The sequence below is a fragment of the Prochlorococcus marinus str. MIT 9107 genome, assembly GCF_000759855.1.
In the GTDB taxonomy this organism is placed as follows: domain Bacteria; phylum Cyanobacteriota; class Cyanobacteriia; order PCC-6307; family Cyanobiaceae; genus Prochlorococcus_A; species Prochlorococcus_A marinus_N.
The window spans coordinates 62328-88200 of the sequence record NZ_JNAI01000002.1 but is presented as its reverse complement, the minus strand read 5'-3'; the positions used below and the strand labels follow the sequence as shown (position 1 = coordinate 88200).

At 31.5% G+C, this 25873-nt stretch carries 30 protein-coding genes and 1 tRNA gene; 6 read left to right on the top strand and 25 right to left on the bottom strand.

Annotation, left to right across the window (positions count from 1 at the left end; translation table 11 throughout):
- Nucleotide 1: 1 nt before the first annotated feature.
- From rfbB to EU92_RS07600, 6 genes are all read right to left on the bottom strand, one after another.
- Nucleotides 2-1018 carry a dTDP-glucose 4,6-dehydratase gene (rfbB, locus tag EU92_RS07575; protein ID WP_032512976.1) on the bottom strand — a complete coding sequence of 339 codons (1017 nt, stop codon included), beginning with the start codon at nt 1016-1018 and terminating at the stop codon, nt 2-4.
- Nucleotides 1019-1051: 33 nt separating this feature from the next.
- Complete coding sequence (gene rfbD / locus EU92_RS07580; protein ID WP_052045046.1) at nt 1052-1969, bottom strand: dTDP-4-dehydrorhamnose reductase; 918 nt, start codon at nt 1967-1969, stop codon at nt 1052-1054.
- A complete protein-coding gene (rfbC, locus tag EU92_RS07585; RefSeq protein WP_032512975.1) occupies nt 1966-2553 on the bottom strand; it encodes a dTDP-4-dehydrorhamnose 3,5-epimerase in 588 nt (195 codons plus the stop codon). The genes rfbD and rfbC overlap by 4 nt, the downstream gene beginning before the upstream one ends.
- Nucleotides 2554-3444: a glucose-1-phosphate thymidylyltransferase RfbA gene (gene rfbA / locus EU92_RS07590; protein WP_032512974.1), complete on the bottom strand. Its 891-nt coding sequence runs from the start codon at nt 3442-3444 to the stop codon at nt 2554-2556. It abuts the gene before it with no gap.
- Nucleotides 3445-3518: 74 nt separating this feature from the next.
- Nucleotides 3519-4835, bottom strand: a complete 1317-nt coding sequence (locus tag EU92_RS07595) for an O-antigen ligase family protein (RefSeq protein ID WP_032512973.1) — start codon at nt 4833-4835, stop codon at nt 3519-3521.
- 92 nt (nt 4836-4927) lie between these two features.
- Nucleotides 4928-5001, bottom strand: a tRNA-Arg gene (locus tag EU92_RS07600).
- A 134-nt stretch (nt 5002-5135) separates the two neighbouring features.
- On the opposite strand from EU92_RS07600, the gene EU92_RS07605 reads away from it, so the two are divergent.
- Nucleotides 5136-5816 carry a hypothetical protein gene (locus tag EU92_RS07605; RefSeq protein WP_032513172.1) on the top strand — a complete coding sequence of 227 codons (681 nt, stop codon included), beginning with the start codon at nt 5136-5138 and terminating at the stop codon, nt 5814-5816.
- A 6-nt stretch (nt 5817-5822) separates the two neighbouring features.
- On the opposite strand, the gene EU92_RS0108745 is transcribed toward EU92_RS07605, so the two are convergent.
- On the bottom strand, nt 5823-6047 hold the full coding sequence (locus tag EU92_RS0108745) for a hypothetical protein (protein WP_032512972.1): 225 nt from the start codon (nt 6045-6047) through the stop codon (nt 5823-5825).
- A 22-nt stretch (nt 6048-6069) separates the two neighbouring features.
- Nucleotides 6070-6936, bottom strand: a complete 867-nt coding sequence (gene rsmI / locus EU92_RS0108740; protein ID WP_032512971.1) for a 16S rRNA (cytidine(1402)-2'-O)-methyltransferase — start codon at nt 6934-6936, stop codon at nt 6070-6072.
- A gap of 3 nt (nt 6937-6939) precedes the next feature.
- Between rsmI and EU92_RS07610 the strand changes: the two genes are divergently transcribed.
- On the top strand, nt 6940-7842 hold the full coding sequence (locus EU92_RS07610; protein ID WP_032512969.1) for a 3'(2'),5'-bisphosphate nucleotidase CysQ: 903 nt from the start codon (nt 6940-6942) through the stop codon (nt 7840-7842).
- 2 nt (nt 7843-7844) lie between these two features.
- Here the strand turns inward: EU92_RS07610 and EU92_RS07615 are convergent, their stop codons facing one another.
- From EU92_RS07615 to sppA, 12 genes are all read right to left on the bottom strand, one after another.
- A complete protein-coding gene (locus EU92_RS07615; RefSeq protein WP_032523506.1) occupies nt 7845-10010 on the bottom strand; it encodes a polyribonucleotide nucleotidyltransferase in 2166 nt (721 codons plus the stop codon).
- Nucleotides 10011-10177: 167 nt separating this feature from the next.
- Nucleotides 10178-10480 carry a 30S ribosomal protein S14 gene (rpsN, locus tag EU92_RS07620; RefSeq protein WP_032512966.1) on the bottom strand — a complete coding sequence of 101 codons (303 nt, stop codon included), beginning with the start codon at nt 10478-10480 and terminating at the stop codon, nt 10178-10180.
- A gap of 60 nt (nt 10481-10540) precedes the next feature.
- On the bottom strand, nt 10541-11620 hold the full coding sequence (gene rseP, locus EU92_RS07625) for an RIP metalloprotease RseP (protein ID WP_032512965.1): 1080 nt from the start codon (nt 11618-11620) through the stop codon (nt 10541-10543).
- Nucleotides 11621-11629: 9 nt separating this feature from the next.
- Entirely contained in the window at nt 11630-12907 is a 1278-nt protein-coding gene (gene serS, locus EU92_RS07630; protein ID WP_032512964.1) for a serine--tRNA ligase, read from the bottom strand.
- A 123-nt stretch (nt 12908-13030) separates the two neighbouring features.
- A complete protein-coding gene (locus tag EU92_RS07635; protein ID WP_032512963.1) occupies nt 13031-14497 on the bottom strand; it encodes an AAA family ATPase in 1467 nt (488 codons plus the stop codon).
- Nucleotides 14498-14512: 15 nt separating this feature from the next.
- Nucleotides 14513-15655, bottom strand: coding sequence for a membrane protein insertase YidC (gene yidC / locus EU92_RS07640; RefSeq protein WP_032512962.1), 1143 nt, complete (start codon nt 15653-15655; stop codon nt 14513-14515).
- Between the two features lie 72 nt (nt 15656-15727).
- On the bottom strand, nt 15728-16141 hold the full coding sequence (locus EU92_RS07645; RefSeq protein WP_032512961.1) for a PH domain-containing protein: 414 nt from the start codon (nt 16139-16141) through the stop codon (nt 15728-15730).
- Complete coding sequence (locus EU92_RS07650) at nt 16138-16524, bottom strand: ribonuclease P protein component (RefSeq protein ID WP_032512960.1); 387 nt, start codon at nt 16522-16524, stop codon at nt 16138-16140. Before EU92_RS07650 ends, EU92_RS07645 begins: the two co-directional genes overlap by 4 nt.
- Before the next feature lie 13 nt (nt 16525-16537).
- Nucleotides 16538-16675, bottom strand: a complete 138-nt coding sequence (gene rpmH, locus EU92_RS07655; RefSeq protein ID WP_002808184.1) for a 50S ribosomal protein L34 — start codon at nt 16673-16675, stop codon at nt 16538-16540.
- Between the two features lie 30 nt (nt 16676-16705).
- Nucleotides 16706-17284 (bottom strand): DUF2808 domain-containing protein, encoded by a 579-nt coding sequence (locus EU92_RS07660; RefSeq protein ID WP_032512959.1) that lies wholly within the window; start codon nt 17282-17284, stop codon nt 16706-16708.
- Nucleotides 17285-17351: 67 nt separating this feature from the next.
- On the bottom strand, nt 17352-17723 hold the full coding sequence (gene aroH, locus EU92_RS07665; protein ID WP_032512958.1) for a chorismate mutase: 372 nt from the start codon (nt 17721-17723) through the stop codon (nt 17352-17354).
- Nucleotides 17724-17741: 18 nt separating this feature from the next.
- Nucleotides 17742-18551 carry a signal peptide peptidase SppA gene (sppA, locus tag EU92_RS07670; protein ID WP_032513171.1) on the bottom strand — a complete coding sequence of 270 codons (810 nt, stop codon included), beginning with the start codon at nt 18549-18551 and terminating at the stop codon, nt 17742-17744.
- Nucleotides 18552-18602: 51 nt separating this feature from the next.
- On the opposite strand from sppA, the gene EU92_RS07675 reads away from it, so the two are divergent.
- Genes EU92_RS07675 through EU92_RS07685 form a run of 3 tightly spaced genes read left to right on the top strand, consistent with a single transcriptional unit; the run spans nt 18603 to nt 22470 of the window.
- Complete coding sequence (locus EU92_RS07675; RefSeq protein WP_032512957.1) at nt 18603-19544, top strand: DMT family transporter; 942 nt, start codon at nt 18603-18605, stop codon at nt 19542-19544.
- Between the two features lie 29 nt (nt 19545-19573).
- Entirely contained in the window at nt 19574-20641 is a 1068-nt protein-coding gene (locus EU92_RS07680; RefSeq protein WP_032512956.1) for a glycosyltransferase family 4 protein, read from the top strand.
- A gap of 23 nt (nt 20642-20664) precedes the next feature.
- On the top strand, nt 20665-22470 hold the full coding sequence (locus tag EU92_RS07685; protein WP_032523388.1) for an ArnT family glycosyltransferase: 1806 nt from the start codon (nt 20665-20667) through the stop codon (nt 22468-22470).
- Here the strand turns inward: EU92_RS07685 and EU92_RS07690 are convergent.
- From EU92_RS07690 to EU92_RS07710, 5 genes are all read right to left on the bottom strand, one after another.
- A complete protein-coding gene (locus EU92_RS07690) occupies nt 22467-22718 on the bottom strand; it encodes a hypothetical protein (protein ID WP_032512942.1) in 252 nt (83 codons plus the stop codon). The two genes, EU92_RS07685 and EU92_RS07690, sit on opposite strands and share 4 nt — an antisense overlap.
- An 82-nt stretch (nt 22719-22800) precedes the next feature.
- Complete coding sequence (locus EU92_RS07695) at nt 22801-23586, bottom strand: AEC family transporter (RefSeq protein ID WP_032512941.1); 786 nt, start codon at nt 23584-23586, stop codon at nt 22801-22803.
- 205 nt (nt 23587-23791) lie between these two features.
- Nucleotides 23792-24016 (bottom strand): hypothetical protein, encoded by a 225-nt coding sequence (locus EU92_RS07700; RefSeq protein ID WP_032512940.1) that lies wholly within the window; start codon nt 24014-24016, stop codon nt 23792-23794.
- Nucleotides 24017-24085: 69 nt separating this feature from the next.
- Nucleotides 24086-24355, bottom strand: a complete 270-nt coding sequence (locus tag EU92_RS07705) for a SemiSWEET family sugar transporter (protein WP_032512939.1) — start codon at nt 24353-24355, stop codon at nt 24086-24088.
- A gap of 17 nt (nt 24356-24372) precedes the next feature.
- Nucleotides 24373-25107, bottom strand: coding sequence for an AhpC/TSA family protein (locus tag EU92_RS07710; protein ID WP_032512938.1), 735 nt, complete (start codon nt 25105-25107; stop codon nt 24373-24375).
- 140 nt (nt 25108-25247) lie between these two features.
- On the opposite strand from EU92_RS07710, the gene fldA reads away from it, so the two are divergent.
- On the top strand, nt 25248-25772 hold the full coding sequence (fldA, locus tag EU92_RS07715) for a flavodoxin FldA (RefSeq protein ID WP_032512937.1): 525 nt from the start codon (nt 25248-25250) through the stop codon (nt 25770-25772).
- The last annotated feature ends 101 nt before the right edge of the window (nt 25773-25873 follow it).

Genomic DNA, 25873 nt, shown 5'->3' with positions numbered 1-25873 from the left:
TTTATTTTAAATATTTCCACCAATTTCTATTTTCTAGATACCAATTGACAGTTAATTCAATACCCTTATCAAATGATATTTTTGGTATCCAATTAAGCTCTTTTGTAATCTTATTTGAATCTATTGCATAACGCCTATCATGACCAGCTCTATCTTGAACCTTCTTAATTAATTCCCTATGTAGATATTCTTTAGGAACAAAAATATCAAGAATATTGCAAATTTTTTCTAATACTTCTTTATTAGTTCTCTCACCATAACCTCCAACACAATATTTTTCTCCAATTCTGCCTTTTTTGTAAACAAGAATTAATGCATCAATATGATCTTCTACAAATAGCCAGTCTCTAATATTTAATCCATCACCATATAAAGGAATTTGTAAATTATTAATCCCATTTGTTATGGCTAGTGGGATTAGTTTGTCTATAAATTGAAAAGGCCCATAATTATTACTACAATTTGTAATAATTGTTGGTATTGAATAAGAGTGGAACCATGCATTAACTAAATGATCACTAGCAGCTTTTGATGCCGAATATGGACTTCTAGGATCATAATTCGAACCTTCATTAAATTTGCCATCCTTACTAAGGCTGCCAAAGACCTCATCTGTACTTACATGAATAAATTTAAAATTTTCTCTCTTTGAACTTGTTATTTTATTCCAATATATCCTAGTTGCTTCTAGTAAATTAAATGTGCCCAATACATTGCTTTGCATGCACTTTGCAGGATTAATTAGAGAGACATCTACATGACTCTCAGCTGCTAGGTGAAAAATAACATCAGGGTTAATTTGTTCAAATAAATTTATTAAAAATTCTTTATTAGTTAAATCAATTAAATAATGATTGTGTCTATTGTTTTTATTAAACTCACTAATTCTAGTTAATCCATTTTTATAAGATAATTTATCAATATTGTAAATGATATTTTGTTCCTCTTTAAGTAATCTTTCAATTAATGCCCCCCCTATAAAGCCTGCTCCACCAGTTACTAATATTTTCTTATTCATAATATTATTATAAAATAACTAAAAAAATAAATTTTAAATATTAAGGTTTTTTTCTTTAAATTTTTCTATTAACATTTGATGGATAGATTTCTGCCAAGGTATTCTCTCAATATTTAATAAGTTTTGGGTGGATTTGCAATCAAGCACTGAAAATGATGGCCTTAGCGCATTTGTTTCGTAATCTGAACTCTTGGTAGGATTTATTGTTTTATTTGTCTCTATTAAACCTAAATTTAATCCTATTGAGTATATTTCAAGAGCTAATTTATGCCATGAAGTAATACCATCATCACTCCAATGATAAATAGGGTATCTATTAGGTTTATGTTTTTTTATAAATTTATCTTTTGATATGAAGTTCCATATTACATTTGCCAGTGATAATGTAGTAGTTGGAGAACCAAATTGATCTGAAACAACATCTATTTTATCTTTTTTAGAAAGTAAGTTGATAATCTTTGATGCAAAATTAACCCCTTTTTCTCCCATCAGCCAGCTTGTCCTCAAGATGTAGTAATTTTTTAAATTAGTCATTTCTTTTTGAATTTCATCTTCTCCTTCTGCTTTACTTCTGCCGTATATATTTATGGGAGTTTTTATTTGATCAGTTAAATAAGGGTAATTTTGATTACCATTAAAAACATAATCAGTACTGATTTGAATTAAATTACCCCCAGTAATATTTAATGCTTTTGCAAAATATTTTGGAGCATCTCTATTTATTTTAAAACAAATCTCATGATTTGATTCTGCTAAATCTACGGATGTGTAGGCCGCACAATTTAAAATCCAATCTGGCTTAATATCTAAAGTCTTTTCAAAGCATGCTTTAGTGTTGATTATGTCTAATTCTTCCCTTCTAGGGGTAATTAAATATATATTTGCTGGCTTTGTTTTTATCAGGCTATGACCTAATTGACCTGATGCGCCAGTGAGAAGAACCTTAATCAAAAAACTTCTCCATTTCTAATTAAATAATCAATATTTTTAGCATCCATATCTTTCTTTGATAACTTAGGAATAGTTTCGTTTATTTTATTAAGTGGCCATTTAATTCCAATTTTATTCTCATTCCAAATCAAAGATCGCTCATCCTTTCTCGACCAATAATTAGTGACTTTGTAGCAGACTCTTGCCTTCTCACTCAGAGTAAGAAATCCATGAGCGAATCCAGGCGGAACCCATAATTGAAAATTATTTTCTTCATTAAGTACTGTTCCAAACCAATCTAAAAAAGTAGAAGAATTTTTTCTTAGATCAACCATAACATCAAATATTTCTCCGTTTGTTGCCCTTATTAATTTTCCTTGGGCAGTTGGGTTTAATTGAAAATGTAATCCTCGCAAAATTCCAATAAAAGATATGGATTCATTCTCTTGTACAAAATCAACTCTTTGATTTATCGCATCATCGAAAAGTCTCTTATTCCAACTTTCAAAGAAAATCCCTCTCTTATCAATAATTAAATCTGGTTTGATTAAGAAGGGGCCTGAAAGTAAATTCCCTTTATTACTAATGATCTTTTCAATTTTCATTCAATAATTTTCTAATATATTTTTTAAATATTTTCCATATTCCTTATTTTTTTCTTTTTTCACAAGTTTTCTAAGTTCAATATCGTTTATCCAACCATTTCTCCATGCAATCTCCTCAGGACATCCAACTTTTAAACCTTGTCTTTTTTCTATTGTTCTTATGAATTCTCCTGCCTCTTGCAGTGCATCAAATGTGCCTGTATCGAGCCATGCAATTCCTCTTCCAAGAGTTTGAATATTTAATTCATTTTCATCAAGATATCTTTGGTTTATATCACTTATCTCTAATTCTCCTCTTGAAGAGGGCTTTAATTCCTTCGCAAAGTTAATTACTTTATTATCAAAAAAATAAATACCTGTGACAGCAAAATTACTAGATGGCTTTTTAGGCTTCTCTTCAATATTTACAGCTTTATTATTTTTATCAAAATTTACTATGCCATATCTCCATGGATCGCTAACAGGATAAACAAAAAGAGTAGCCCCTTTGTCATTTTTATTCGCATCTTGAAGTTGAGAAATCAAATCATTACCATAAAATAAATTATCCCCAAGAATCAAAACACAAGTGGAATTATGAAGAAATTGCTCTGCTATCAAAAAGGCTTGTGCTATACCTTCTGGTTTCTTCTGACACTCGTATTCAATTGATAAGCCCAAACTATTTCCATTACCAAGTAATTTTTTAAAAGATGAGAGATGATCTTTTCTACATATAACAAGTATTTCATTTACCCCAGACATCATTAAAGTCGTAAGAGGATAATAGATCATTGGTTTATCGTATATAGGTAGTAATTGTTTACTGGTTGCTTTTGTTAAGGGACTTAATCTTGAACCTACGCCGCCTGCAAGAATGATTCCCTTTCTTCTATTATTTGAATTAATCATAGATTATAGGTCCTTAGGAAAAATTATTCTTATATAAAATGGATTGATTCATTACTTTAAGACTTATCTACAAATTAAATTTTTTTAAGATTTGTGAGGCTTTTATTTTCACTTATTATAGCCCTTAATCCCGCGATGAATATCCAGCTTGAAATGCTTATTCTTAAGTCATAATAAAGAACATCATACAAATGAGATAAAATAAAAATAAAGGTAGCTGCCCACCAAGATCTGTCATTGATAATTTCTAAATTATTTTCTCTTTTAAAAATAAAAAAATAAGAGGTTATTATAATTGAAGAAATCGTGAGAAAAATTATAAGTGAAACAATAATTCCATAATTTATAGATAATTCCAAAAACAGATTATGAGCATGATTGTTTAAGAAATTTGTTTTTTGAAAATATAATATTGAAAAAGTTGATGCCCCCCAACCTAATAATGGACGATTTCTAATAAATAAAAATGAATTTTTCCAAATATCTAACCTAGGAAAATTTTTAAGATTAAGAAAAATTTCACTGAATTTCGAAAAGACTTTATCAGGAATAAAATTTTCCATGAAAGCTTTAAATTCTATCGGCATAGAAGGTATTAAAGTAACTAGGATTGTTACTACGAAAATAATTATTAATGGAATTAACCAAAATAAAGTAACTTTTCCTAGAACAATTGGTATAGATACTATGAGACCAATCCATGCACCTCTAGAATTTGTTAGGACTATACATGTTGTAAATAATATACAAATAATTAAACTCACTATAGATTTAATTCTTGATCTTTTTTTGCTATTTATGAAAAGCACAGATAAGCATAAAGGGAAAATTAAAGTAAGCCATCCGCCGGCATAATTTGGATTATTAAATACACTTGTTAATCCTCCTCCATTAATAGGTCTTTGATACCAAATAATAAGCCCGTCCATTAATTGATAAGGACCATTAATTTTAAAGAAAAATTGAGCAAAACCACTTAGCAAAATTGGTATAGAACTTGCTATGAATACTTTGGATAAAACAAGTCTTTTTTGTGCTGAATTTAGATATGGTTGAAAACCAATAAAACAAAGAAAAAGTGGAATCCAATTTAATAAGCCAATCCAATTTAATATGGGATCCCAAGAATCTAAATTATTTATTTGACTAAATTGAGATAATATACACTTCAAAACCATAATTAAAGAGACAAAAATTAAAGCGATATTGTATTTATCTTTAAAAATTTCAGACCTTTTTTTAATGATACCTTTTGATAAAGGATATAAAAGAATGATAGTTCCAACAAAAGGTGCTGATGCTAGAAAGAAAATTCCTAATAAAAAAAATTTATTTTCTATGTCCTCTTTAATATTTTTGAATAAAAAAGTATTGATATTTATTGATTTCATAAATATTTTCTATATCAGCTTTCCAGAATATTCAGAAAATTTAACTCAATAAGAATATTTATCATTTTCACCAACTCATTTTATGTAACTTACGCTTCCTGCAGGATTCGAACCTGCGGCCCACTGCTTAGAAGGCAGTTGCTCTATCCAGCTGAGCTAAGGAAGCATTTAATTATTATATCTGACAGTTATTACACAAACAATAATACTAATTCTTTTAAATATTTTATTACTAAAGAAATCTAGGTTAAATTAACTTTTTAGGATATCTAATAGAATATAAACAGTCGCAAATTGATTTTGGCTAAAAAGCTTTCTGAGAAACAAAAGGAAGAGATCGTTAAATTTTTTATCTCAGGAAAATCTGTTGATCAATTATCCAAAGAGTTTAATTTTACAAAATTAACTATAGTTAGGAATTTGAAGAAAAATCTTGGTGAAAAGAGATATGAAGAGTTATTCAAAAAAAGTAAATTAAACAAACAGATTATTAACTTCAAAGAAAAAGAATCTGAACTTTATGATAAGGATTATTTAGATACAAAAAACCAGCATAAAAATATGCCTGATAAAGATTTATTACATAAAAATGTAGAAGATTTATCGCCATCACAAAATGCCTTTACAGAAATAGTTCCTTTAAATTATGAGATTAAGAGTTCGAAGCAAAAAGATTTATCTTCAATACCTATTGCGGAGGTTGATTTCCCGAAGATCGTTTATCTGGTAGTAGATAAAAAAATTGAATTGGAAACGAAGTTTCTTAAAGATTATCCAGATTGGCATTTTCTTGCTCCAGAAGAGCTTAATAGAAAGACAATTGAAATTTTTAATGATATAAAAATTGCAAAAAGGTTTTGTAATAAAGATCAAAAAGTAATTAAAGTCCCTAACACAGAAGTTTTTGAAATTGTATCACCTATATTAATTTCTAGAGGGATTACAAGAATAGTAAATGAAGAAAAATTGATAGCTTTATAAGAGCCCTTAATTAATATCTTTTTTTGGATTTAGTAATAGAAGACTTCCAACTAAAGATCCACTTATGAAACTAACACCAACTATAAAACTCACTGGTAATCTTATGGTATCTCTTATTATTAAATTGACTTTTCGCTTTTCAGAACTATTTTGTATACCAATTATAAGAATTAAAAACAAACATAGATTAAAAGTAAAGTTCAGAAATATTTTTCTAAATTGTAAAATCATGAAAATTTAAATTAATAAGATCTTAAAACATATTATAAATTAGTCTTTTAGTAAGTTTATTTTTTTTTGCCAGATATTTAGAAGCTGCAGATAAGCTTAAACCTGCATTTATTAAATTATGTAGTTCTTCCCTTAATTCAATATAATCAAATTCAAAATCTTTAGGATTTTGAGATGTGCCTTTTATTACTAATGTAATTTCACCTAAAACTTCTTCTTTTTCAAAAAAATCTATCGCATCATTGATGCTGTACCCAATGTGTTCTTCAAATTTTTTTGTTAATTCCCTCGAAACTTGAATTTCTCTATCCCCTCCACAATATTCTTTTAATTCACTCAATAATCTTTTTAAGCGATTAGGTGACTCAAATAAAATTGTTGTTTTTTGATTCTTGCTTATATTAAGAAGAATTTTTTTCCTTTCGGAACTTTTTTTAGGAAGAAAACCTTCAAATGTAAATTTTGAAGATGGAAAACCACTTGATGCCAAAGCGGTTATTGGCGCAGATGGACCAGGTATACAAGTTATATTTAAACCTAGGTTTCTTACAGCTTTGATAAGGTTCTCACCAGGGTCACAAATACTTGGCATGCCAGCATCACTAACTAATGCAATAGATTTGCCCGACTTTAAATTATCAATCAATTTAGGGATCTTTTTAAAAGAATTATGCTCATTGAAGCTTATGAGATTGTTAGTAAATTCATATCTGCTCATTATCTTTTTTGTTTGCCTAGTATCTTCACATATAACTAAAGAGACATTTTCTAAAATCGTAAGTGCTCTTATTGATATATCATTTAAATTTCCAATAGGTGTCCCAACAATATATAAAAAACCACTTTCCGGTTCTTGGTTTTTATGAGAAGATGAATATTTAATATTCATTTTGTGATTAAATTACCATCTGGTGTAGAAATAAAAGATCTTATCGATGATTTGAAATTATTTAGTTGGGAAGCTTCTGAAATCTTGCTTTATTATTCTCAAATACTAAAAGATTCAAGCAATAAAAGCAATATTATTAAAAATAATAATATTGAAGATCCAGTTACTTTGGCTGATTTGAATGTTAATAAATTAATTATTCAAAGAATTAATGAAAAATATAAGGATATTGGTTGGAAAATTTTAAGCGAAGAAAATGTAAAAATGGAATCTGGATATTGCGATTTAAATTCTGATTGGGTTTGGGTTTTGGACCCTCTTGATGGAACTAAGGATTTTATACAAGGTACTGAAAATTATGCTATGCATTTGGCATTAAACTATAAACAAAGTCCTTATTTAGGAGTGGTTTTAATCCCTGAAAGGGATGAACTGTGGATTGCAGATGGAGAAAAGGTATGGTGTGAAAATCGTGGCAGTCAAAAAGTTATTTCTTGCAATTCTATTAGTAAAGATCTTAAAGAGATGGTAATAGTTACTAGTAAAAATCATAGGAATTTAAATCTCAATAAATTAATAAAGAAAGTCGGCTTTAAGGAAGTCAAAATCATGGGAAGTATTGGTTGTAAAATTGCTTCAATTATAAGAGGTGAAAGTGATATATACATATGCTTAAGCTTGCCCGATAGAAGTTCCCCAAAAGATTGGGACTTCTCTGCTCCAGAAGCTATTTTAAAAGCTGCTGGAGGAGCAATTACAAATTTAGAAAATAAATCTTTATCCTATGGAAAGAAAGATTTTGCGCAAGAGGGAATAATAATTGCATCAAACAATAAATTGACACATAAAAAAGTCTGTTTTGAGATTAGACAAATTATTAAGAGATACGATTTATATCCCTTATGAATTTAATTTAGTGGGGCTACTGGAGTTGGAGTTGGTTCAGGATAAGACATTCCTCCATTCTGAGAGACTCCCCTTAAGGTTAAATTTATTCGACCTCTACTATCTATTTCTCTAACTCTTACAGTAACTTCATCTCCCTGTCTAACAACATCCTCAACTCTTTCAAATCTTGCTTCAGATAATTGTGATATGTGTACCATTCCTTCTTTACCCGGTAGGATTTCGACAAAGGCTCCAATTGGAATGATTCGAGTTACAACACCCGAGAAAATCTCACCTTCATGCACTTTGCGAGTTAAACCTTCAATAATTTTTTGAGCTTCTTCTGCTGCTGCTCCGTCATGAGAAGCGATAGTTACTATGCCTCCATCCTCTATATCTATTTTGGTATTAGTTCTTTCAGTTATTCCCTTTATTGTTCTTCCTCCAGGTCCAATAACTGTTCCTATAAGTTCTGGATCAATTCTGAAGCTTAAAAGTCTTGGAGCATGTGGTGATAGGGATTCTTGAGGTTTATCAATAGCCTCTTGCATTTTTTCTAAAATGTGTAACCTAGCAGGACGAGCCTTTTTTATCGCATCTGAAATTATAGATACTGGTAGTCCCGTGATTTTCATGTCCATCTGTAAAGCAGTTATACCTTTCTCAGTGCCTGCAACTTTAAAATCCATATCTCCAAGAAAATCTTCAATCCCTTGAATATCTGTAAGGATTCTGACCTCTTTGTCCTCTTTTATTAAACCCATGGCAGTTCCACTAACAAGAGCTTTCAAAGGGACCCCAGCATCAAGTAGAGAAAGTGTACTCCCACATACAGATCCCATAGAAGTTGAACCGTTGGAACTTAAGACCTCGCTAACTACACGAAGTACATATGGAAATGTCTCTTTGCCAGGTAATACTGGTATGATTGCTCTTTCAGCTAATGCACCATGGCCTATTTCTCTTCTTCCTGGAGTTCGCATTGGTCTAGTTTCTCCAACTGAATAAGGTGGGAAATTATAGTGATGCAAATATGTTTTTTCAGTACTTGGATTAAGATCATCCATTTCTTGTGCATCACTTGGGGTTCCAAGAGTAGTTGTAGATAATACTTGGGTTAAGCCTCTTTGAAATAATGCTGAACCGTGAACTCTCTTAGGAAGAATTCCTGCTTTGGCAGATATTTTTCTAACTTCATCAAGATCTCTTCCGTCAACTCTTTTCCCATCATTGATGATTTGAGATCTCATTAATTTTTTGGTTAATTTTTTAAAGTCGGAGTGAATTAATTTATCATTCTCTGAAATTAAAACTTTTAATTGATTATCTTCTTTAAGAGAATTTATTTTGCCCTGAATATCAAGTTTTATTTTCTCTAATTCAAGATCTCTTTCTTCTTTGGACTGATCATATTTCTTTAAAACTATCTCAATGGCTTTTGTGCAATTTTTTCCCAAATAAGAAGGCAATGTTTTATCTTCTTCAGGCTCGGATGGTTTAATCTGTTTTATTCCTAAATCTTTTAACAAATCTTCTTGAGATTTAATGAGTTCAGTAACAGCTTCATATCCAAAATCTATGGCTTCAATTGTATCTTGCTCGGATAACTGATTGGCACCTGCTTCAATCATTACAATACCCTCAGGTGAGCCTGCAACAACAATGTCTAGATCACCTTTTTCTATCTCTCTATAGCTTGGATTAAGGATAAAATCATCTCCTATTAATCCGACTCTAACTGCAGCCATAGGCCCATAGAATGGTATTTCACCAAGCAAAGTTGCAATTGATGCTCCTGTAACAGCAAGAACGTCAGCAGGTACTCTTTCATCCAGAGAAAGGCAAGAAGCAACTATCTGTATTTCATCCCTCAACCAAGATGGGAAAAGAGGACGCATAGGTCTATCAATCAATCTTGAAATTAAAGTTGCTCTTTCTGGTGGACGACCTTCTCTACGCATAAAACCACCAGGAATTCTCCCGGCAGCATATAGTTTCTCCTCGTAATCACATATAAGAGGGAGAAAGTCAGGTATTTCTTTCTTGGTAGTTTTTGTCGCTGTAACTAATAATGAGGTGTCTCCACACTCAATCATTACTGATCCGCTTGCTTGAGGAGCATATAGTCCTGTAGTTAGTCGTATCTCTCGTCCGTCAAACGTGATCGACTTATTTTGTCCTTCCACTGTTTAAATTATAAATCTATACATAATTTATTCTTACATTTAATAGGGACATATTGAGTAAATTATTTAGATAAACTATAAAATCTTTTAAAATTTTCCTAAAAATAAACTTTAATATCTTAAATTATCAAATTATTGTAAAAGAATATTTAAAAATTAAAATCTGATTACCAACTAGATTTTACTACCCCTGGAAGTTCACCTTTGTGAGCTCTTTGTCTTAACTGATTCCTACAAAGACCAAAATCTCTATAAACTCCCCTTGGCTTACCCGTTGCCCAGCATCTATTCCTGACTCTATTTGGTGCCGAGTTTCTAGGAAGTCCTTGAATCTTTCTATGAATTTCTAATCTTTCCATGGGATCTTTAGCCGCATTAAATTCTTCTAATAAAGATTTTCTTTTTGCAGCATATTTTAAAACAAGTTTTTTGCGTTTAACTTCCCTAGCAATCATGGACTTTTTCGCCATTTAAAATTTTCGTAAACTAAGAACATATTAACAGCTCAACCTGCAAATCTATAAAATTAGTTATTGGTTGAGTAATCTTTGAACTATTAATAATTGGCTCGTATCCCTAATAATAAGAAGAACACTAAGGCCAACTAAAAGAAAAAAACTTGATTGTGTGACTGCCATTTGTAATTTCACTGGGACAGGTTTTCCCCTAAATCCCTCAATCAAAGTGAAAACAAGTTGCCCTCCGTCTAGTAATGGTAAAGGTAAAGAATTAAGAACTGCTAAATTAATAGAAATTAAAGCCGCAAATAATAATATCCCCGTACCTCCCTGTTGTGATAGTTGAGCGCCAATCTCAACTATTTTTACTGGGCCGCTGAGTTGTTGAGCTGTTGAGGCGAAATTTGTTATTAAACCTTTATAACCTTGGATTGTTTTTACTAAAAGTGATGAAAACTCATGATTCGTGTATTTAAAAAGTTCGTAAACGTTTTTTGTCTTTTTAGTTTCTTTCCTTATATTTGGTTGTAATTGAGCTCCTATAGTACCTTTCCCATCTACATTTTTGGGTATTAAAGTTAAATCTTTTAAAAGTCCATCTCTTTCGATTTTTATTGAAATTGGGTTTTCCGAAGAATTCTGAATCACTTTTACTAAAGTAGAAACAGCTTGGTCTCCCACTCCAAGTGCGCTAGTTTCAATTTCTAATATTTTATCTCCTGGTTCTAGGCCAGCAAGCGAGGCAGCCTTCTCAGGTTGAGTCGCCAAAACTAAAATTCCTGGTTCTGGATCAAATGGAATACCAACGGCAGTTACGTTTACAATTAAAATTGTGTAGGCAAGTAATAAATTAGCGAATACTCCAGCGGAGATTACAATGACTCTTTGAAAGATTGGTCTATTTTTTAAAAGGTTTGGATCTTTAGGATCAATATTATTTAGTTCTTCATCAGGAAAGGAAACAAAGCCTCCCAAAGGAAAGGCTCTAAATGAATAGGTGATATCTTTATATTTTTTCTGAATTATTGATGGTCCAAATCCAATTGAAAATCCATCAACATAAATTCCTTGTAAAATTGCTGCAAGAAAATGTCCCATCTCATGAAAAAAAATGAGAAATCCAAGTACCGTTATTGAGGTTAAAACATTCATTTTCTTATATTAAGCAGTTTTTAAAAAATTTGATCCATAGTATGGAACTAGAGCATCTGGAATTTTGACGCTCCCATCTTTTTGTTGACAATTCTCAAGAATTGCAGCCATTGTCCTTCCAATAGCTAAACCACTACCATTTAAGGTGTGTAAGTATGTATTTTTTTTATCAATTTTTGTTCTTATTGACGATCTGCGTGCTTGAAAGTCAAGGCAATTGCTACAACTTGAAATTTCTCTATAACATTTACTACTGGGTAGCCAAACTTCAAGATCAAAAGTTCTACTAGAAGAGAAGCCTAAATCTCCTGTACAAATATCTACTAATCTGTAGGGTAAATCAAGCATTTTCAAAATGCTTTCTGCGTCAGAAGTAATCTTTTTATGAGCTTCTAAAGATTTACTTGGATCACAAAACCAATAAAGCTCAACCTTATTAAATTGGTGAAGTCTTATTAAACCCTTAGTATCCCTTCCATAACTTCCAGCTTCTCTTCTAAAACATGGACTATATGCAACATACTTTAAAGGTAACTGCTTATGATCAATAATCTCATTTCTATGAAAAGCAGTCGTAGGAACTTCAGCTGTTGGAGAAAGCCACAAATCGTCATTAGAACACTTAAAACTTTCATTTGAAAATTTAGGTAATTGTCCAGATCCCTTAAGACTTTCTGAATTAACTAAAGCTGGGGGCATTAACTCTAAATAACCATTTTTAGTATGCATATCTATCATGAAATTAATCAATGCCCTCTCTAGTCTGGCACCATTACCAATAAGAGTAATAAAACGACTTTTAGATATTTTTGTTGATTTTACAGATTCAAAAATATTTAGACTTTCGCCTATTTCCCAGTGTGATTTAATATTCTCTTCTCTAACAGGATCTCCCCAAGTCTTTATTGATACATTATCACTTTCATCTTTACCGATAGGAGCATCTTTACTAGGTAAATTTGGTAAATTATAAATCTCATCATCTACTTGCTTATCTAATATCCTTTGTTTCTCTTCAAGTTCAGAAATTTTTATTCTGTATTCGTTTCCCTTTTTTTTTAAATCACTAAGTTCTTCTGGATTATTGTTTTGTGATTTGCCAATAACTTGACCTATTAATTTGCTTAATTTTTTACTTTCTGATTGAAGGCTAGATATTTCTATATCAATTTCTTTTTTTTTAACTGTTAATTCGTGTATGTGGGAAATCTTATAAATTTTTCCTCTCAAGGATAAATGGTCTTCAACAGACGTTGGGTTTTCTCTTATTAATTTTTGGTCTAACACTCTTTTTTTTTATACCTTAATTAAGATAGTTAATAAGAATTAAATATTTGGGATTTATAATAAAAAATTAACTAAATTAATGATTACTTACTCATAACTCATTTTTAATGGATTAAATTTTAATTACGATGCAGAACGCGCCCGCCCTGTAGATGACCATTCTTTTAGTAAATCAATTTGCTCTTTAGCAGTTCTGGATAAGGGCACTAATTCAGAAACTGCCATTATTAAATCTTTCTCCATAAGCTCTCTATTTTCTGAAAATGAAATGTGCATCCCCTCTATTACTGCCTGTTCAAGTTCTGCGCCAGAGAATCCATCTGTTCTATCAATAATAGTAGAGAGAGGAAAACTATAACTTGGTCTTCTTTTCTTTAAGTGCAAATCCAGAATGCTTAATCTTTCTTCTGAATTTGGTAAATCAAGAAAAAATATTTCATCAAACCTACCTTTCCTTAATAATTCTGCAGGAAGCTTATCTATAGCATTAGCAGTGGCAATTACAAATACCGCGGATTCTTTTTCAGCCATCCAAGTTAGCAAACTTGCCAAAACCCTTTGACTTGTACCACCATCACTTCTGGCGTCGCCCCCAAAGCCTTTATCAATTTCATCGATCCAAAGAATACATGGTGACATGGCCTCAGCTCTTGATATTGTCTCTCTTGTTCTTGCCTCGCTTGAACCAACAAGGCTAGAAAAGAGTCTTCCCACATCTAGTCTAAGTAAGGGCATGGACCAATTCTTTGAAATTGATTTTGCTGTAAGTGATTTCCCTGTTCCTTGCGCTCCAACAAGTAAGACCCCCTTGGGAATAGGTAATCCATATTCTCTGGCTTCTTTAGAAAAGGCTCTATATCTTTGATTCAGCCAACCTTTTAAAACATTTAAACCACCAATATCATCTTGACCTGATTTGGCTTCGAAAAATTCTAAAATTTCACTTCTTGCTATAACTTTTTTCTTTTCTTCAAGGATATCTTTAATATCTTCTTTACTTATTTTTCCTCTTTGAGCAAGGGCCTTTGCAGTGACTTGCTTGACTTTTATTTCAGTTAGTCCACTTGAAGCAAGAGAAAGTTCGTTTAAGTCTTTTTCATCAAGATTTGAATTGGTATTATTAGCAATTTTTTCTATTAGGTTTTTCAATTCTTTTTGATCAGGTAAAGGTAAGTTTTCAATTGCCATTAATTCATCAAGCTCTTCTGAAGATGGCAATATATGAGAACTAATAATTAAATTATGAGTAGTTTCCTTAAGTGATGAAGATAGTTCTTTAATAGTTCTATTAATTGATGGATCATCATAAAATTTATGAAAATCTTTTAATAATAAAACTGTTGAAACTTCAGAACTTTGTTCCTTAAGCCAATTAAGCACTCCTAACGGATTGTTAGAAAATTTACCTTCTTCATTTATTAATCCTTTAATACCGTTGACACAATCCCAGCGAATGAATCTTTTTATATGTAATCTTTCACAAGAGAAATTAACTAATTTTTCTAATCTTTCTTCTTCTTTAGTCCTTATCCAAATTAATGAAGTTCTTGATTTAATAAGTAATTCTAAATTTTTACACCATGAATTCATTCTTTAAGATTAAGATTATTTTTTACTATTGGGTTCAAAAGGCAATCTCTTGTCGGAGATAGTTGAAGCAGTAGTAGTAATTACTTCATTTTTTGCCAATAATTGTTGATCCAAAATTTTCTGGAGATTTTCAGGAAGGGTTTCTTTATTAAGAAGAAAAGTCTGAAATGCCTGAAATATGTTCGCAACAACCATATAGAGTAATACTCCTGCTGGGAGTGGAAAAAAAAGAAACATACCAGTAATCATTACTGGAGTAATTTTGTTGGCTGTTGATTGCTGCGGGTTTGCAGGCATTCCCTGACTTGATAAAACTTGAGAGAGTAGTAAAGTTAACCCGAATGCTCCAACAAGTGTAGCAATGTCCCAATTAATAGAGCCATCTACATAAAATCCAACTTGGCCAAGTGCTTTTATAAAAAGAAATCCACTTTTAGCGGCTAGGCCTGGAATTTTAGCTTCTATTGTTGCATCACCTGGTTTTATAGCAGTTACCGTGCCATCTTGTGAGACTTTTAAATTCTCAGAACCTTTCGAAACTTTCCAAGTAGGGAGAAATTTAGACCCATTGTCATATTTAGATAAAACGTCCGAATAGCTGTTGCCATTTGTCGTTTGCAAATTTATTTTTATTGATTCTTCCGTTCCTAATTTTGTTCCATTAGGAATGGTAGCTATTACAGGGAAATGAGATTTCTCTGTAATAAATATAGAATGTTTTGGAGACTTATAAGGTTTTGGGTCAATAGTCGCAATTTGATCTTGGGGAACCACCTTAAGATTTATGTTATAAGGCACATCAGCAAATGGTGACCCCCTCAATGTGGCGAATAATGCAAATAATATAGGCATTTGCACAATCAATGGAAGACAACCAGCAAGAGGACTGCCAAATTCATTCATTAATTTTCCTAATTCTTCTTGCTGTTTCTTTGGATCAGCTGAAAACTTGGATTTTATTTCTGCTTGCCTTTTTTGCATTACTGGTTGAGCAATCTTCATCCTTCTTGCACTTCTAATAGACCCAGCACTTAGAGGGAAAAGCGCAATTCTTATTACGACTGTTAATGCAACAATTGCTAACCCATAACTAGGGACTAAACCGTAGAAAAAATCTAGAATAGGGATAAGTAGTTTTTCAGAAATGAACCCTATCACGATATTAAAAAGAGTGTAATTTTACTAGACATTTTATTTTACAGGAAAAAAAGGATTTTGTAATTAATTTATTTAGGATTTAGTAGCAAATCCTTCTACCTCGTTGATATTCGGAATTTGTGATCTCTTATTTATATTTTCTTCGATAAATTTTTGCTTTTCTCTAAAAAGAGGTAATGATTTCATTTCAACTTTTGAACCGTCATTAAGAATAAGAACCATATCCCCATATGATCCAAACCCTCTTGGGATAGATCTAATTTCTTCAATGTTACTTAATGAAACTTTGGTTTTGTTTTTACCAAACCAACCACCATCAATTGTAATTATTTTATTTGTTATTTTGTATCTCAACCACAGTGCCCTAACTATTGCGGCAAAGGTAAATGGCAAACCAAGAATGGTAAATCCTGCCAGTAGATTTATTATTAAATCACTTTTTGCAGGACCCCCTTCGTAAAAGGTTTCTTCATTTATGCTAATCATTTGATAAGACGAGATTTTAACATTAAGATTTGAAATTCCTCCAAAAGTCTATTTTTATCATTGCAGAAATCTCCAAACTTAAGGTTAACAAGTAACCAATAAGGATTGTGGTTATTAATTTTGTTAATGTTTATTAATAACCACTCTTGCAGAATCCTTCGTAATTTATTTCTTTCTACAGCTTTTTTTGAAACTTTTTTGCTAATAGCAATTGCCACCCTAAATTTGTTTGATGTATTTGTGAGTTTATGGGATAAGAGGATTTCCGGATTTGATTTTGCTACTTTAAATGTCATTAATTTTCCATGAAATTTTATGGAATTTTTATGAATATAATTAAAAGTCCTATGACCTTTTAAACGCATATCTTTAGGTAAGGCCATATCTTATTTTGATTTAGACCGCTATCCTTTCTCTACCTTTTTGCCTTCTGCTTTTAATAACTCTTCTTCCCGTATGTGAACGCATTCTTACTCTAAAACCAGATACGCGTTTTCTTTTTCTTGAAGTACCGCCAAAAGTTCTTTTAGTCATTTTTTTTATTATCCCTAATTAATTTATCATTTAATCGATCACTATAGTCCAGCTTCCTAAATAACTTGAAACTGATTCCCCTTTATATTGCCCATATGAATGGAATTGAAATAGGCCAGTCTTATTTGGATTAAATACTTTTAAGACAATTGCATAACTTTCTTTATCATTGGGAATTGGTTTGTAGGGATAGATGTTTATTGAACGAAGGGATGATTCATCCGTATTGATTTCAATATCGGCTGGAATATCTTCTAAGCATTTTGTTCTATTTTCAAAGCCACCTATTCTTACCTTACAAAAACTTATTTTTTCTTTGTTTAGAGGAGATTTAAAAGGTTTAGGTATAGTTAGATTTATTTTTAAAAGTTCAGTTTGCCTATCAGCTGGCCTAAGGAAAAAATAAATTGTATTTCTTAATCTTTTTTGATTTTGTTTTTGCAGCCACTTTAATCTTCTAAATCCAGAGTCTTGGTCCCATTGGAATTCTAATCCTGCTTTAGCCTCTTGACTTTTGTAAAAGAATGGAGTTGAAAGTAAAATCGTAGGGATAAGTAAAAATTTTAAAATCTGAGAATTTAAAGCAACTTTCTTTGTTTGTTTTAACATTGATTAATTTTTTAAAGGACTAATTAGGTCTATCCAAATTTTAAGTGGAAAAATTGTTGTATTAAGGTTAACATCTATCTTTCCTTAATTTTGAAGCGCCTCTTAGGTAAGGATGCCTAATTGGGAAATTAGCGGGTAATAAAGCTTGTGCCATTATTCTTATACAATAATCGACATCATTCAAGACATTCATTTGTTGACAGTCTAGAAAAGCAACAGAATCAAGCCCATTACATTTCCTTGCAATTGAAGCAGGGAAACATGCATCCAAATCTTTTGTCGCAGTGAATGTAATTGACAATAAGTTTGTCTTGATCAAATTATTTCGTGAAATTAATTCATTAATTAATTCAACTACGGCAACTTCAATTTCTTTAACAGAATTACCAGATGCTGTCGTAGCACCTCTTATAAACGTAATTTTATAATCCTCTTTCATTTTTTTGTACCTATTGACTTAAGGCTTATATAACCAAAGTATTTTATTAGATGACTCAATCTCAAAAAAGATATTATTGAAAACTTTTTCAATAATTTTACTTCCAGGAATAAGTCCAAGGATTTTCTTTTTTTTCTTCCCAAATGTTATGGGCTGAATTTTAGGATCAATGTTAACCATTTTTGCAGCAATTTCCCTCGCATAAAATTCATCTCCAATTTCATCAACAAGACCTAATTCTTTTGCTTGCGTGCCAGTGAATATTCTTCCATCGGCAAATTTTCTTACCTCTTCCACAGATAAATTTCTTCCTTCAGCAACAGCTTCAGTAAATTGTTTGTAGCTTTCATCTATAAGACTTTGGAGCAGAATTCTGCCTTCTTCACTTAAAGGTTTATCAGGAGAAAGTATATCTTTAAATACACCGCTTTTAACAGTTTCGAACTTAATGCCAATTTTGTCTAATAATTCAGATAAATTATTTCCTCTAATTATCACACCAATAGATCCTGTGATTGTGCCTGGATTCGCAACTATTTTGTCGGAGGATACTCCAATGTAAACTCCTCCAGAAGCTGAAATGTTCCCAAAACTAGAAATGACTTTACATCCCTTATCTTTAAGTCTTTTAATAGCAGAGTAGATTTCTTGGCTATCTCCAACTGTGCCGCCAGGGGAATCAATTCTTACGATCAATGCAGGAAATTCCCTATCCTCTATTTGCTTAAGTGCTTTAAGGACAGAAACCCTTGTTGAACTAGTTATTGGCTCATCAATTACAATACGAGCTATTCTTTTTTTTGACTTTCGTCTAAAAGGCCAAATCATTCTTTTAAGATAAAACATAAACTTACTTTAAAAAGATTATCAGCAGACCTAATGAATTCAATCCTAAATTGGTTTTTAATGATACTACCGTTTGCACTTTGGGGCACTTCAATGGCAGCAATGACTCCCTTAGTCGCTAGTGCTGGTCCAGAGTTAGTCGCTTCTTTAAGATTATTCCCTGCTGGAATACTTGTTCTAATTACAACATATTTGCTTAAAAGAGATTTAAATATTTACAGGTGTGATTTGAAGTGGTTTTTTATTTTTACAATAGTCGACGCAACTTTTTTTCAGTTGTTTTTGACATATGGTATTGCAAAAACTGGAGCAGGTCTTGGTTCTGTATTAATTGATTCTCAGCCTCTTTTGGTGGCAATTTTGGCAAGGGCGATTTTTGGGAATTTAATTAATCCAATAGGCTGGCTAGGCTTACTTTTTGGCTTGGGAGGAATAATACTGTTAGGGGTCCCGCAGGAATTTTTAGAAAGTTGGTGGTTAATGTCTGATAAGGCTATTAGTGATGTTGCTTTTAACTTTGGAGAACTTTGGATGCTTGCGGCTTCTCTCGCAATGGCACTAGGAACTATTTTAATTAGATTCACCTGTACTAAAAGTGATCCAGTTGCAGTTACGGGATGGCATATGGTTTTAGGTAGTGTGCCTTTAGTTTTTAAGCATTGCTTACAATCAAATTTTCAAATTATCCCAAACTGGTCAATATTTGATTGGGGTCTAATGTCATTTGCAAGTATTTTTGGAGGAGCTTTAGCATATGGATTGTTTTTCTACTTTGCCAATAATAAAGAAATAACTGGATTTAGTACTCTTGCATTTTTAACTCCTGTATTTGCTCTTCTCAGTGGAGGTGTTTGGTTAGATGAAAGACTTACTATTGTTCAATGGGTAGGGGTGGTTTTTGTTCTTATTTCTGTATTTTTTGTTAGCCAGAGAAGATCTTTATGGGAAAATAAATATTCAGACAATACTATCTAATTAGAGTATTTGTGGTAAAAGTCTAAATAATGCATATAGTTTTGATTAGTACTCCAATAGGTTTCCTAGGAAGCGGCAAAGGTGGAGGAGTTGAATTAACTTTAAACTCTTTAGTTTCAGGTTTGCTTTCTTTAGGTCACTCTGTAGAGGTGATAGCTCCTAGAAATTCTAAATTATATAAAAGCAACGAAAAAGCAAAATTACATTTTGTAGAAGGTGAAGATCAAATTAGTTGGCAGCATCAAAATTACAACTCTCCAGTAACTATCCCCGACAATTCGCTTCTTGCAGGCATGCTTGAGAAGGGATTAGATATTGCTAAAAAAGCAGATGTATTGTTGAACATGTCTTATGATTGGTTGCCTATTTGGATGACACTAAATGTAGAGATACCCATAGCACACATTATAAGTATGGGTTCTGAAAGTTCGGTGATTAGTAATTTAATCTCAAAGGTATATGCTAAATATCCAGATAATTTTGCTTTTCATTCAAAAATACAAGCTGATGATTATCCATTTATAAAAAAACCAACAATTATTGGTAATGGGTTTAAATTAGATAACTATACTTTTCAAGATAGAGTGAAGGGACCCTTAGCTTGGGTTGGAAGAGTTGCGCCGGAGAAAGGTTTAGAGGATGCTGTGTATGTAGCAAATGAACTTGGCGAAAAATTAAATGTTTGGGGAGTTATAGAAGATGCTAGCTATGCCTCAAAGATAGAGCAATTATTTCCTAAAGGAACTATAGATTGGATGGGTTTTTTATCAACCGACGAATTACAAAAAGAACTTGGTAAATGTAGGGTGTTGCTAAATACCCCGAAATGGAATGAGGCATATGGGAACGTAATTGTTGAAGCTTTAGCCTGCGGTGTGCCAGTTATAGCTTATAAAAGGGGAGGGCCTAGTGAAATTATTCAGCATGGACAAACAGGGTATCTTGCTGATCCTGATGATAAAAAAAATCTGCTTTTCTATGTAGAGATTATTGAAAAAATAAAACGTAGGAATTGTAGAGAATGGGTAGAAAAAAATGCTTCCACAGATATATTTGCTAACAAGGTTGTGAACTGGCTTAATAAGGTAATTAATTAATATAATTAAAATTAATATATTAAATGATTCTGTTTAACACAAAAAAAAGGCTCATAACCTTATTGGTAGTGCTAGTTTCTGGGATCATTATATTTATTTTAGGTTTAGGCAGTACAGGACTAGTGGATGAGACTCCCCCTTTATTTGCCGCTGCTGCAAGGGCAATGAGTGAATCTGGTGACTGGTTAACTCCAAAAGTTAATGGAATGTCCCGTTTTGACAAGCCTCCATTCATATACTGGCTAATGGGTTTTTTTTACTCATTACCGAAAAACGACATTTGGGATAGTTTCGGGACACTCTCAGCAAGACTGCCTTCAGCTTTGGGATCATTATTTTTAATGTTAATGATTGGAGATACGTTGTTTTGTTGGCCACAGAAGGGTGATAAGCAATTTATCACTCCACTAGTTGGATCATTAGGCTTCGCGCTGTCTCCATTAATAATTATCTGGAGTAGAACTGCGGTGAGTGATGCTCTTTTAACTGGAACCTTAGGGATCAGCCTACTTTTGTTTTGGAGAAGAATGGCAAGTGAAAACAATGATCAATGCATTTCCGCGTGGTTTTTTTTAGGGTTAGCAATTTTAACTAAAGGACCTGTTGCATTTGTTTTGGCAACATTGACTCTTGCATCTTTTTTATTTAGTCAGAAGGATTGGAAAATTTTGCTCTTCAAGATAAAACCTAAGAAAGGTTTTTTAATAACAATATTAATAAGTTTCCCATGGTATATATTAGAACTCTTAAAAGAAGGGAAGCCTTTTTGGGACAATTTTTTTGGTTATCATAATCTTCAAAGATATACCTCTGTTGTAAATAATCACGCAGAACCATTCTGGTTTTTTCTTTACATAATGATATTGGCTTCATTACCATTCACCCCTTTTTTATATCACGGAATATTTAAAGCTTTAAAGGATTTTTTGAAAAGTTCAAAAGAAGGTAGCAATTTTTCTGAAACCCTTTATACATATTCTTTATGTTGGTTAATATCAGTTTTAATCTTCTTTAGCATTTCTGCTACGAAACTACCGAGCTATTGGTTGCCAGCTATTCCAGCAGCGGCAATCTTAATCAGTAACAGCTTTATAAGCTTAAAAAATGCAAATAAAAGCTATTTCTATTTATGGCTTTTTAACATTTTAATTTTGTTTGGGTTCTCAATAGCATTCTTTTTCTCAAATATTTGGTTGCGTTCAATAAATGATCCTGAAATGCCTAATCTTCTTTCTGAATTAGTGAGCTCCGGGATAATTTTCAAAGCCAAATTATTCTTCTCTTCATTTACACTGATTGCAATAATTTTATTTTCTTTAAAATCCAAAAATATCCTTCTTTATCTTCAAATTTTACTGTTAATTGGACAATCTTTTTTGATGTCGCCAATTAGAAAAGTAGCAGATAATTCTAGGCAATTACCTTTGAGGAATATCTCAAAATTAATTTCAGAAATTCGAGAGGGGAAGGAAACTTTAGCAATGATTGGGATAAGAAAACCGTCTTTGCATTATTATTCGAGACAAATAGTTTTTTATGAACCAAATACTAAAGAGGGATTAATTAATCTTACAGACAGGCTAAATACTGATAGGAGAGAAAATTATCAGGACCAACCTGATTATGAATACAAATCGTTATTGGTCGTAATAGATGAATACTCCTCGCGCCAAGAGCATTGGTCAAATATTAATCATCAAAAATTGGGCGAATATGGGATTTATAATTTATGGCGAATTCAGAAAAGTGATTTAAATAAATATTCGGAACTTTTAGTAAATAGTGGTTATAAATCTGACTGGGAAAATAGAAAAGTTGAGAAATTTTAACAAAGTCTTTTTTTTATAATCGCGTTTTTTAGATCATCAAGGCTGCACTTACTAGGGATTTCAATTTCATTTAAGTCTTCGAGTAATGCGAGATCAATAACAGAATCTTCGGCTAAAAAACTAAAAACTTCATTAATGCTTATGCCCATATCTTCAGCCATCTCTGAGATTAGCCTTAGAGTCTCCCTCCTCACAGAAATCCTGAGATCTATAGGGATATATTCATTTTCAGGATTTGCTGACTTCATATTTTAAATCTTAAGACATTATGTATTTATGAGGATATTATCTTTACAATATTCATTAATCATGCGTTTGGTCTCTAGATTTTCACTTCAATGCATTCATAAGAACTTTTAGGAGAGGAATTGTAAATATTGAAATTAAAGTTGTTGTAAAAAGTATTTTAGAAGCGATTTTTTGTTTTATGTTATAAGCCTCTGCCATTAAAATTGTTGATATTGCTGTTGGGGTTCCTGCTTGTAGAATTAATGCTGATGATTGATAAAAATCAAAATTTAAAAAGTTGATGATTAAAAATACAATAAAAGGAAGAATAAATAATTTTAATAAAATTGAAAATTTAATTTCTTCATTCAGATCAAAAATTCTATTCTTTTGATTCGTTATTATCCCAAGTCTTGTTCCTACAATTACTATTGCCAAAGCAATAACTATTCTTGCAGGAACCCAAAGGTAATTGCCTAATATCTCATTTATTTGGAAAAAATATGCCAAAAGTACTCCAATGATTCCTCTTGATGCAGGGCTATTTAGCAATGCTTTTAATAAGCCTTCTATATTTGGGAAGTTCTTTTTCGCTGATTGATCTTGAAGAAAAAATGGTCCAAATATCCAAGCGAATAGGGTTGTTCCTAAATCAAATCCGATAGTGAAGTTAATGGTTGTTGAAGGCAAAAGAGCTATCGCAATTGGTATTCCAAGGAATGATGTATTGCCTATTAGACCTGCAAGTTGCAAAGTGTAATTTGGCAGCCTATTTTTAAATATTGGTAATGTATTAATTAGAACTATTAAAAATCCAATTATTGAGAATGCTAAAAATGCACTTTTGATAAGGTTTATATCTATACCTTCTTTTAACAAAAGACCCATTACACTTAATGGAATGCCAAATCTTATTAAAGGTCTTGCAATATATGTAGAAATCTTTTGATTTTTTTTTCCAAGAAAAAAACCAAAAATTAAGAAAGGAATAATATTTATAAAAAGAGAGTAGATGGTATTTATTAAATATTTAATAAAGCAATATTAACTTGTCATAGCAAAGTTAAAAGCGTTTTTATTATTCATAGATAATTTAAATTATTTTCCATATTGCTTTATCAGGGATTAAAGGAGATTTGTATAAATCTTCTGGTTCTTTAGTCAAAACTCTCCAAGTTGGGACTCTACAAGTGACATAAGCAGGACTTTCTATTAAAACCCCTGGTTTTTCATCAAAAGTACAAGTAAATCCTTCTTTCCAAAAACCACCATTGTTAAGGCTCCCTTTAAACCAAACCCAGCATTTTGAAGTTTTCAAGATCAGCAAAATTTACTTATATGATAAATGAGAATTTAGTAATATCTATAGAAATTAATAATAGGGTGATTATTGCTTCCTCAAGGTTATTGAAAAATATATTTTTGAAATTAATATCAATGAATTTAATAATAGTGTAATTAAATTAGCTATAAATATTGGTGTAGAGGAAATTTTATAACCGTAAATAATCCAAGACAAAACTCCGATAATAAACATTATTAATGTTGTCAAAGAAACATCATCTGCCTTTTTTGTTTTTAAGGTCTTTATCAATTGAGGTAAAAATGCGGCTGTAGTTAAAATTGCTGCAAAATATCCAAATATGTCTACATTCATAAAAAGCCTTTTAAAAACTATTCTTTCATTAAATTAGATAAAAATTCTAAAGGGTCCCTCATGTTTGAAGAATATCCCAGCACATCACTAGAGAAAAATTTATAAATAACTTGATTTTTATCATTTAATAAAAAAGAAGCCCCTCTTTGCGGAAGGTATTTTTCATTAAGAATATAATCATCCCAATTTTTTATTATTTCATTCATATTATTTAACCTAAATGTCGCAAGTTCAAATGGTCTTAAATAACCATCGCCAAAAAACTTCCTAAAAGAATTACCTGAAAACTTTAGTATTTTTAAAACGTCAATTTTGTCAAATTCTGAATAGATTTGCTTTGCTTTACGGTCTCCTGTGTAACCCCTAATAACTTCTCTGATTGTTTTGAAAGAATTTATACCTGATAGCATTAAAAGCATATTGATCCAACCCCCTAAACCTATATCTAAACCTTTTGAGACTTTTAAATCATTGTGAATTTGATTGTCAGAAACAACTACTAAATTGTCTTCATTAAAGCCAGTAAAGTTACAGAATTTTTCTTTCCCATTTTGGTTCCCTATTGCAATGGCAAAAACATCTAAATTTTTATCTGGATGATTATCTAAAAAGTTTTTTAAATTTATTGCATATTCAAAACTATCGAAATCTCCCAATAATCCAAATAAAACAATTAATTTAAAATCCCTCCTACCTTTTAATTTAAATTCTTCTACAAAATTATTGATTTCATTTTGAATTTTGTCAGTCACGATGTTTGAAATGTTTTTTACAAATTATTCCCAAAAAAAATCTTACGTTAATTAGTATAAAATTTTACATGAAAAAGTTTTTAAAGAAATTAATTTAATGTTTTTAGATTTTATTATTTTAAGGTAAACAATTTGAAGTTATGACCGTAGGAATTTATTACGCAACTACAACTGGAAAAACAGAAGATGTAGCAGATCGTCTTCACAACTTTATTTCTTCAGCAGAAGCACCTAAAGATGTATCTGATGTGGATGATCTTTCAGAATTAGAAGGTCTTGATGGAATTATCTGTGGGATACCCACCTGGAACACAGGAGCAGATGAAGAAAGATCAGGAACTGCATGGGATTCTATCCTAGAGGATATTGGGGAATTAAGTTTATCAGGCAAAAAGGTTGCAATTTTTGGCTTAGGAGATTCTTCTACCTACACAGAAAATTATTGTGATGCCATGGAAGAACTACATAGTTACTTCACCAAAGCAGGCGCAGAAATGGTTGGTTATGTAGATAAATCTTCTTATACTTTCGATGAGTCTAAGAGTGTCATTGGGGAAAGCTTTTGTGGATTACCTCTTGATGAGGATAGTGAATCTGATTTGACTGATTCACGTCTGGAAACATGGGCTTCTCAACTAAAGGGCGAAATTCCTTCATTGGCGTAAGCTTTCAAAGACAATACTTTCTTTGTTTGTAACATTTGTTCCTTTGAAAGTTGTTTTATTTACATAAGTAATTAAATCTGTAAAGAACATGTAAAAAAACA

Bases quoted from the DNA above. Each gene is read 5' to 3' on its own strand.
- EU92_RS07675 (WP_032512957.1), top strand. From the start codon at position 18,603: ATGAATTCAATCCTAAATTGGTTTTTAATGATACTACCGTTTGCACTT.
- EU92_RS0108745 (WP_032512972.1), bottom strand. From the start codon at position 6,047: ATGATTTTACAATTTAGAAAAATATTTCTGAACTTTACTTTTAATCTA.
- rfbB (WP_032512976.1), bottom strand. From the start codon at position 1,018: ATGAATAAGAAAATATTAGTAACTGGTGGAGCAGGCTTTATAGGGGGG.
- fldA (WP_032512937.1), top strand. From the start codon at position 25,248: ATGACCGTAGGAATTTATTACGCAACTACAACTGGAAAAACAGAAGAT.
- rfbA (WP_032512974.1), bottom strand. From the start codon at position 3,444: ATGATTAATTCAAATAATAGAAGAAAGGGAATCATTCTTGCAGGCGGC.
- EU92_RS07690 (WP_032512942.1), bottom strand. From the start codon at position 22,718: ATGAAGTCAGCAAATCCTGAAAATGAATATATCCCTATAGATCTCAGG.
- rfbC (WP_032512975.1), bottom strand. From the start codon at position 2,553: ATGAAAATTGAAAAGATCATTAGTAATAAAGGGAATTTACTTTCAGGC.
- EU92_RS07680 (WP_032512956.1), top strand. From the start codon at position 19,574: ATGCATATAGTTTTGATTAGTACTCCAATAGGTTTCCTAGGAAGCGGC.
- EU92_RS07685 (WP_032523388.1), top strand. From the start codon at position 20,665: ATGATTCTGTTTAACACAAAAAAAAGGCTCATAACCTTATTGGTAGTG.
- sppA (WP_032513171.1), bottom strand. From the start codon at position 18,551: ATGATTTGGCCTTTTAGACGAAAGTCAAAAAAAAGAATAGCTCGTATT.
- EU92_RS07595 (WP_032512973.1), bottom strand. From the start codon at position 4,835: ATGAAATCAATAAATATCAATACTTTTTTATTCAAAAATATTAAAGAG.
- aroH (WP_032512958.1), bottom strand. From the start codon at position 17,723: ATGAAAGAGGATTATAAAATTACGTTTATAAGAGGTGCTACGACAGCA.
- rpsN (WP_032512966.1), bottom strand. From the start codon at position 10,480: ATGGCGAAAAAGTCCATGATTGCTAGGGAAGTTAAACGCAAAAAACTT.
- EU92_RS07695 (WP_032512941.1), bottom strand. From the start codon at position 23,586: ATGGGTCTTTTGTTAAAAGAAGGTATAGATATAAACCTTATCAAAAGT.
- rseP (WP_032512965.1), bottom strand. From the start codon at position 11,620: ATGAATGTTTTAACCTCAATAACGGTACTTGGATTTCTCATTTTTTTT.
- EU92_RS07645 (WP_032512961.1), bottom strand. From the start codon at position 16,141: ATGATTAGCATAAATGAAGAAACCTTTTACGAAGGGGGTCCTGCAAAA.
- EU92_RS07635 (WP_032512963.1), bottom strand. From the start codon at position 14,497: ATGAATTCATGGTGTAAAAATTTAGAATTACTTATTAAATCAAGAACT.
- rsmI (WP_032512971.1), bottom strand. From the start codon at position 6,936: ATGAATATTAAATATTCATCTTCTCATAAAAACCAAGAACCGGAAAGT.
- EU92_RS07660 (WP_032512959.1), bottom strand. From the start codon at position 17,284: ATGTTAAAACAAACAAAGAAAGTTGCTTTAAATTCTCAGATTTTAAAA.
- rpmH (WP_002808184.1), bottom strand. From the start codon at position 16,675: ATGACTAAAAGAACTTTTGGCGGTACTTCAAGAAAAAGAAAACGCGTA.
- EU92_RS07705 (WP_032512939.1), bottom strand. From the start codon at position 24,355: ATGAATGTAGACATATTTGGATATTTTGCAGCAATTTTAACTACAGCC.
- EU92_RS07650 (WP_032512960.1), bottom strand. From the start codon at position 16,524: ATGGCCTTACCTAAAGATATGCGTTTAAAAGGTCATAGGACTTTTAAT.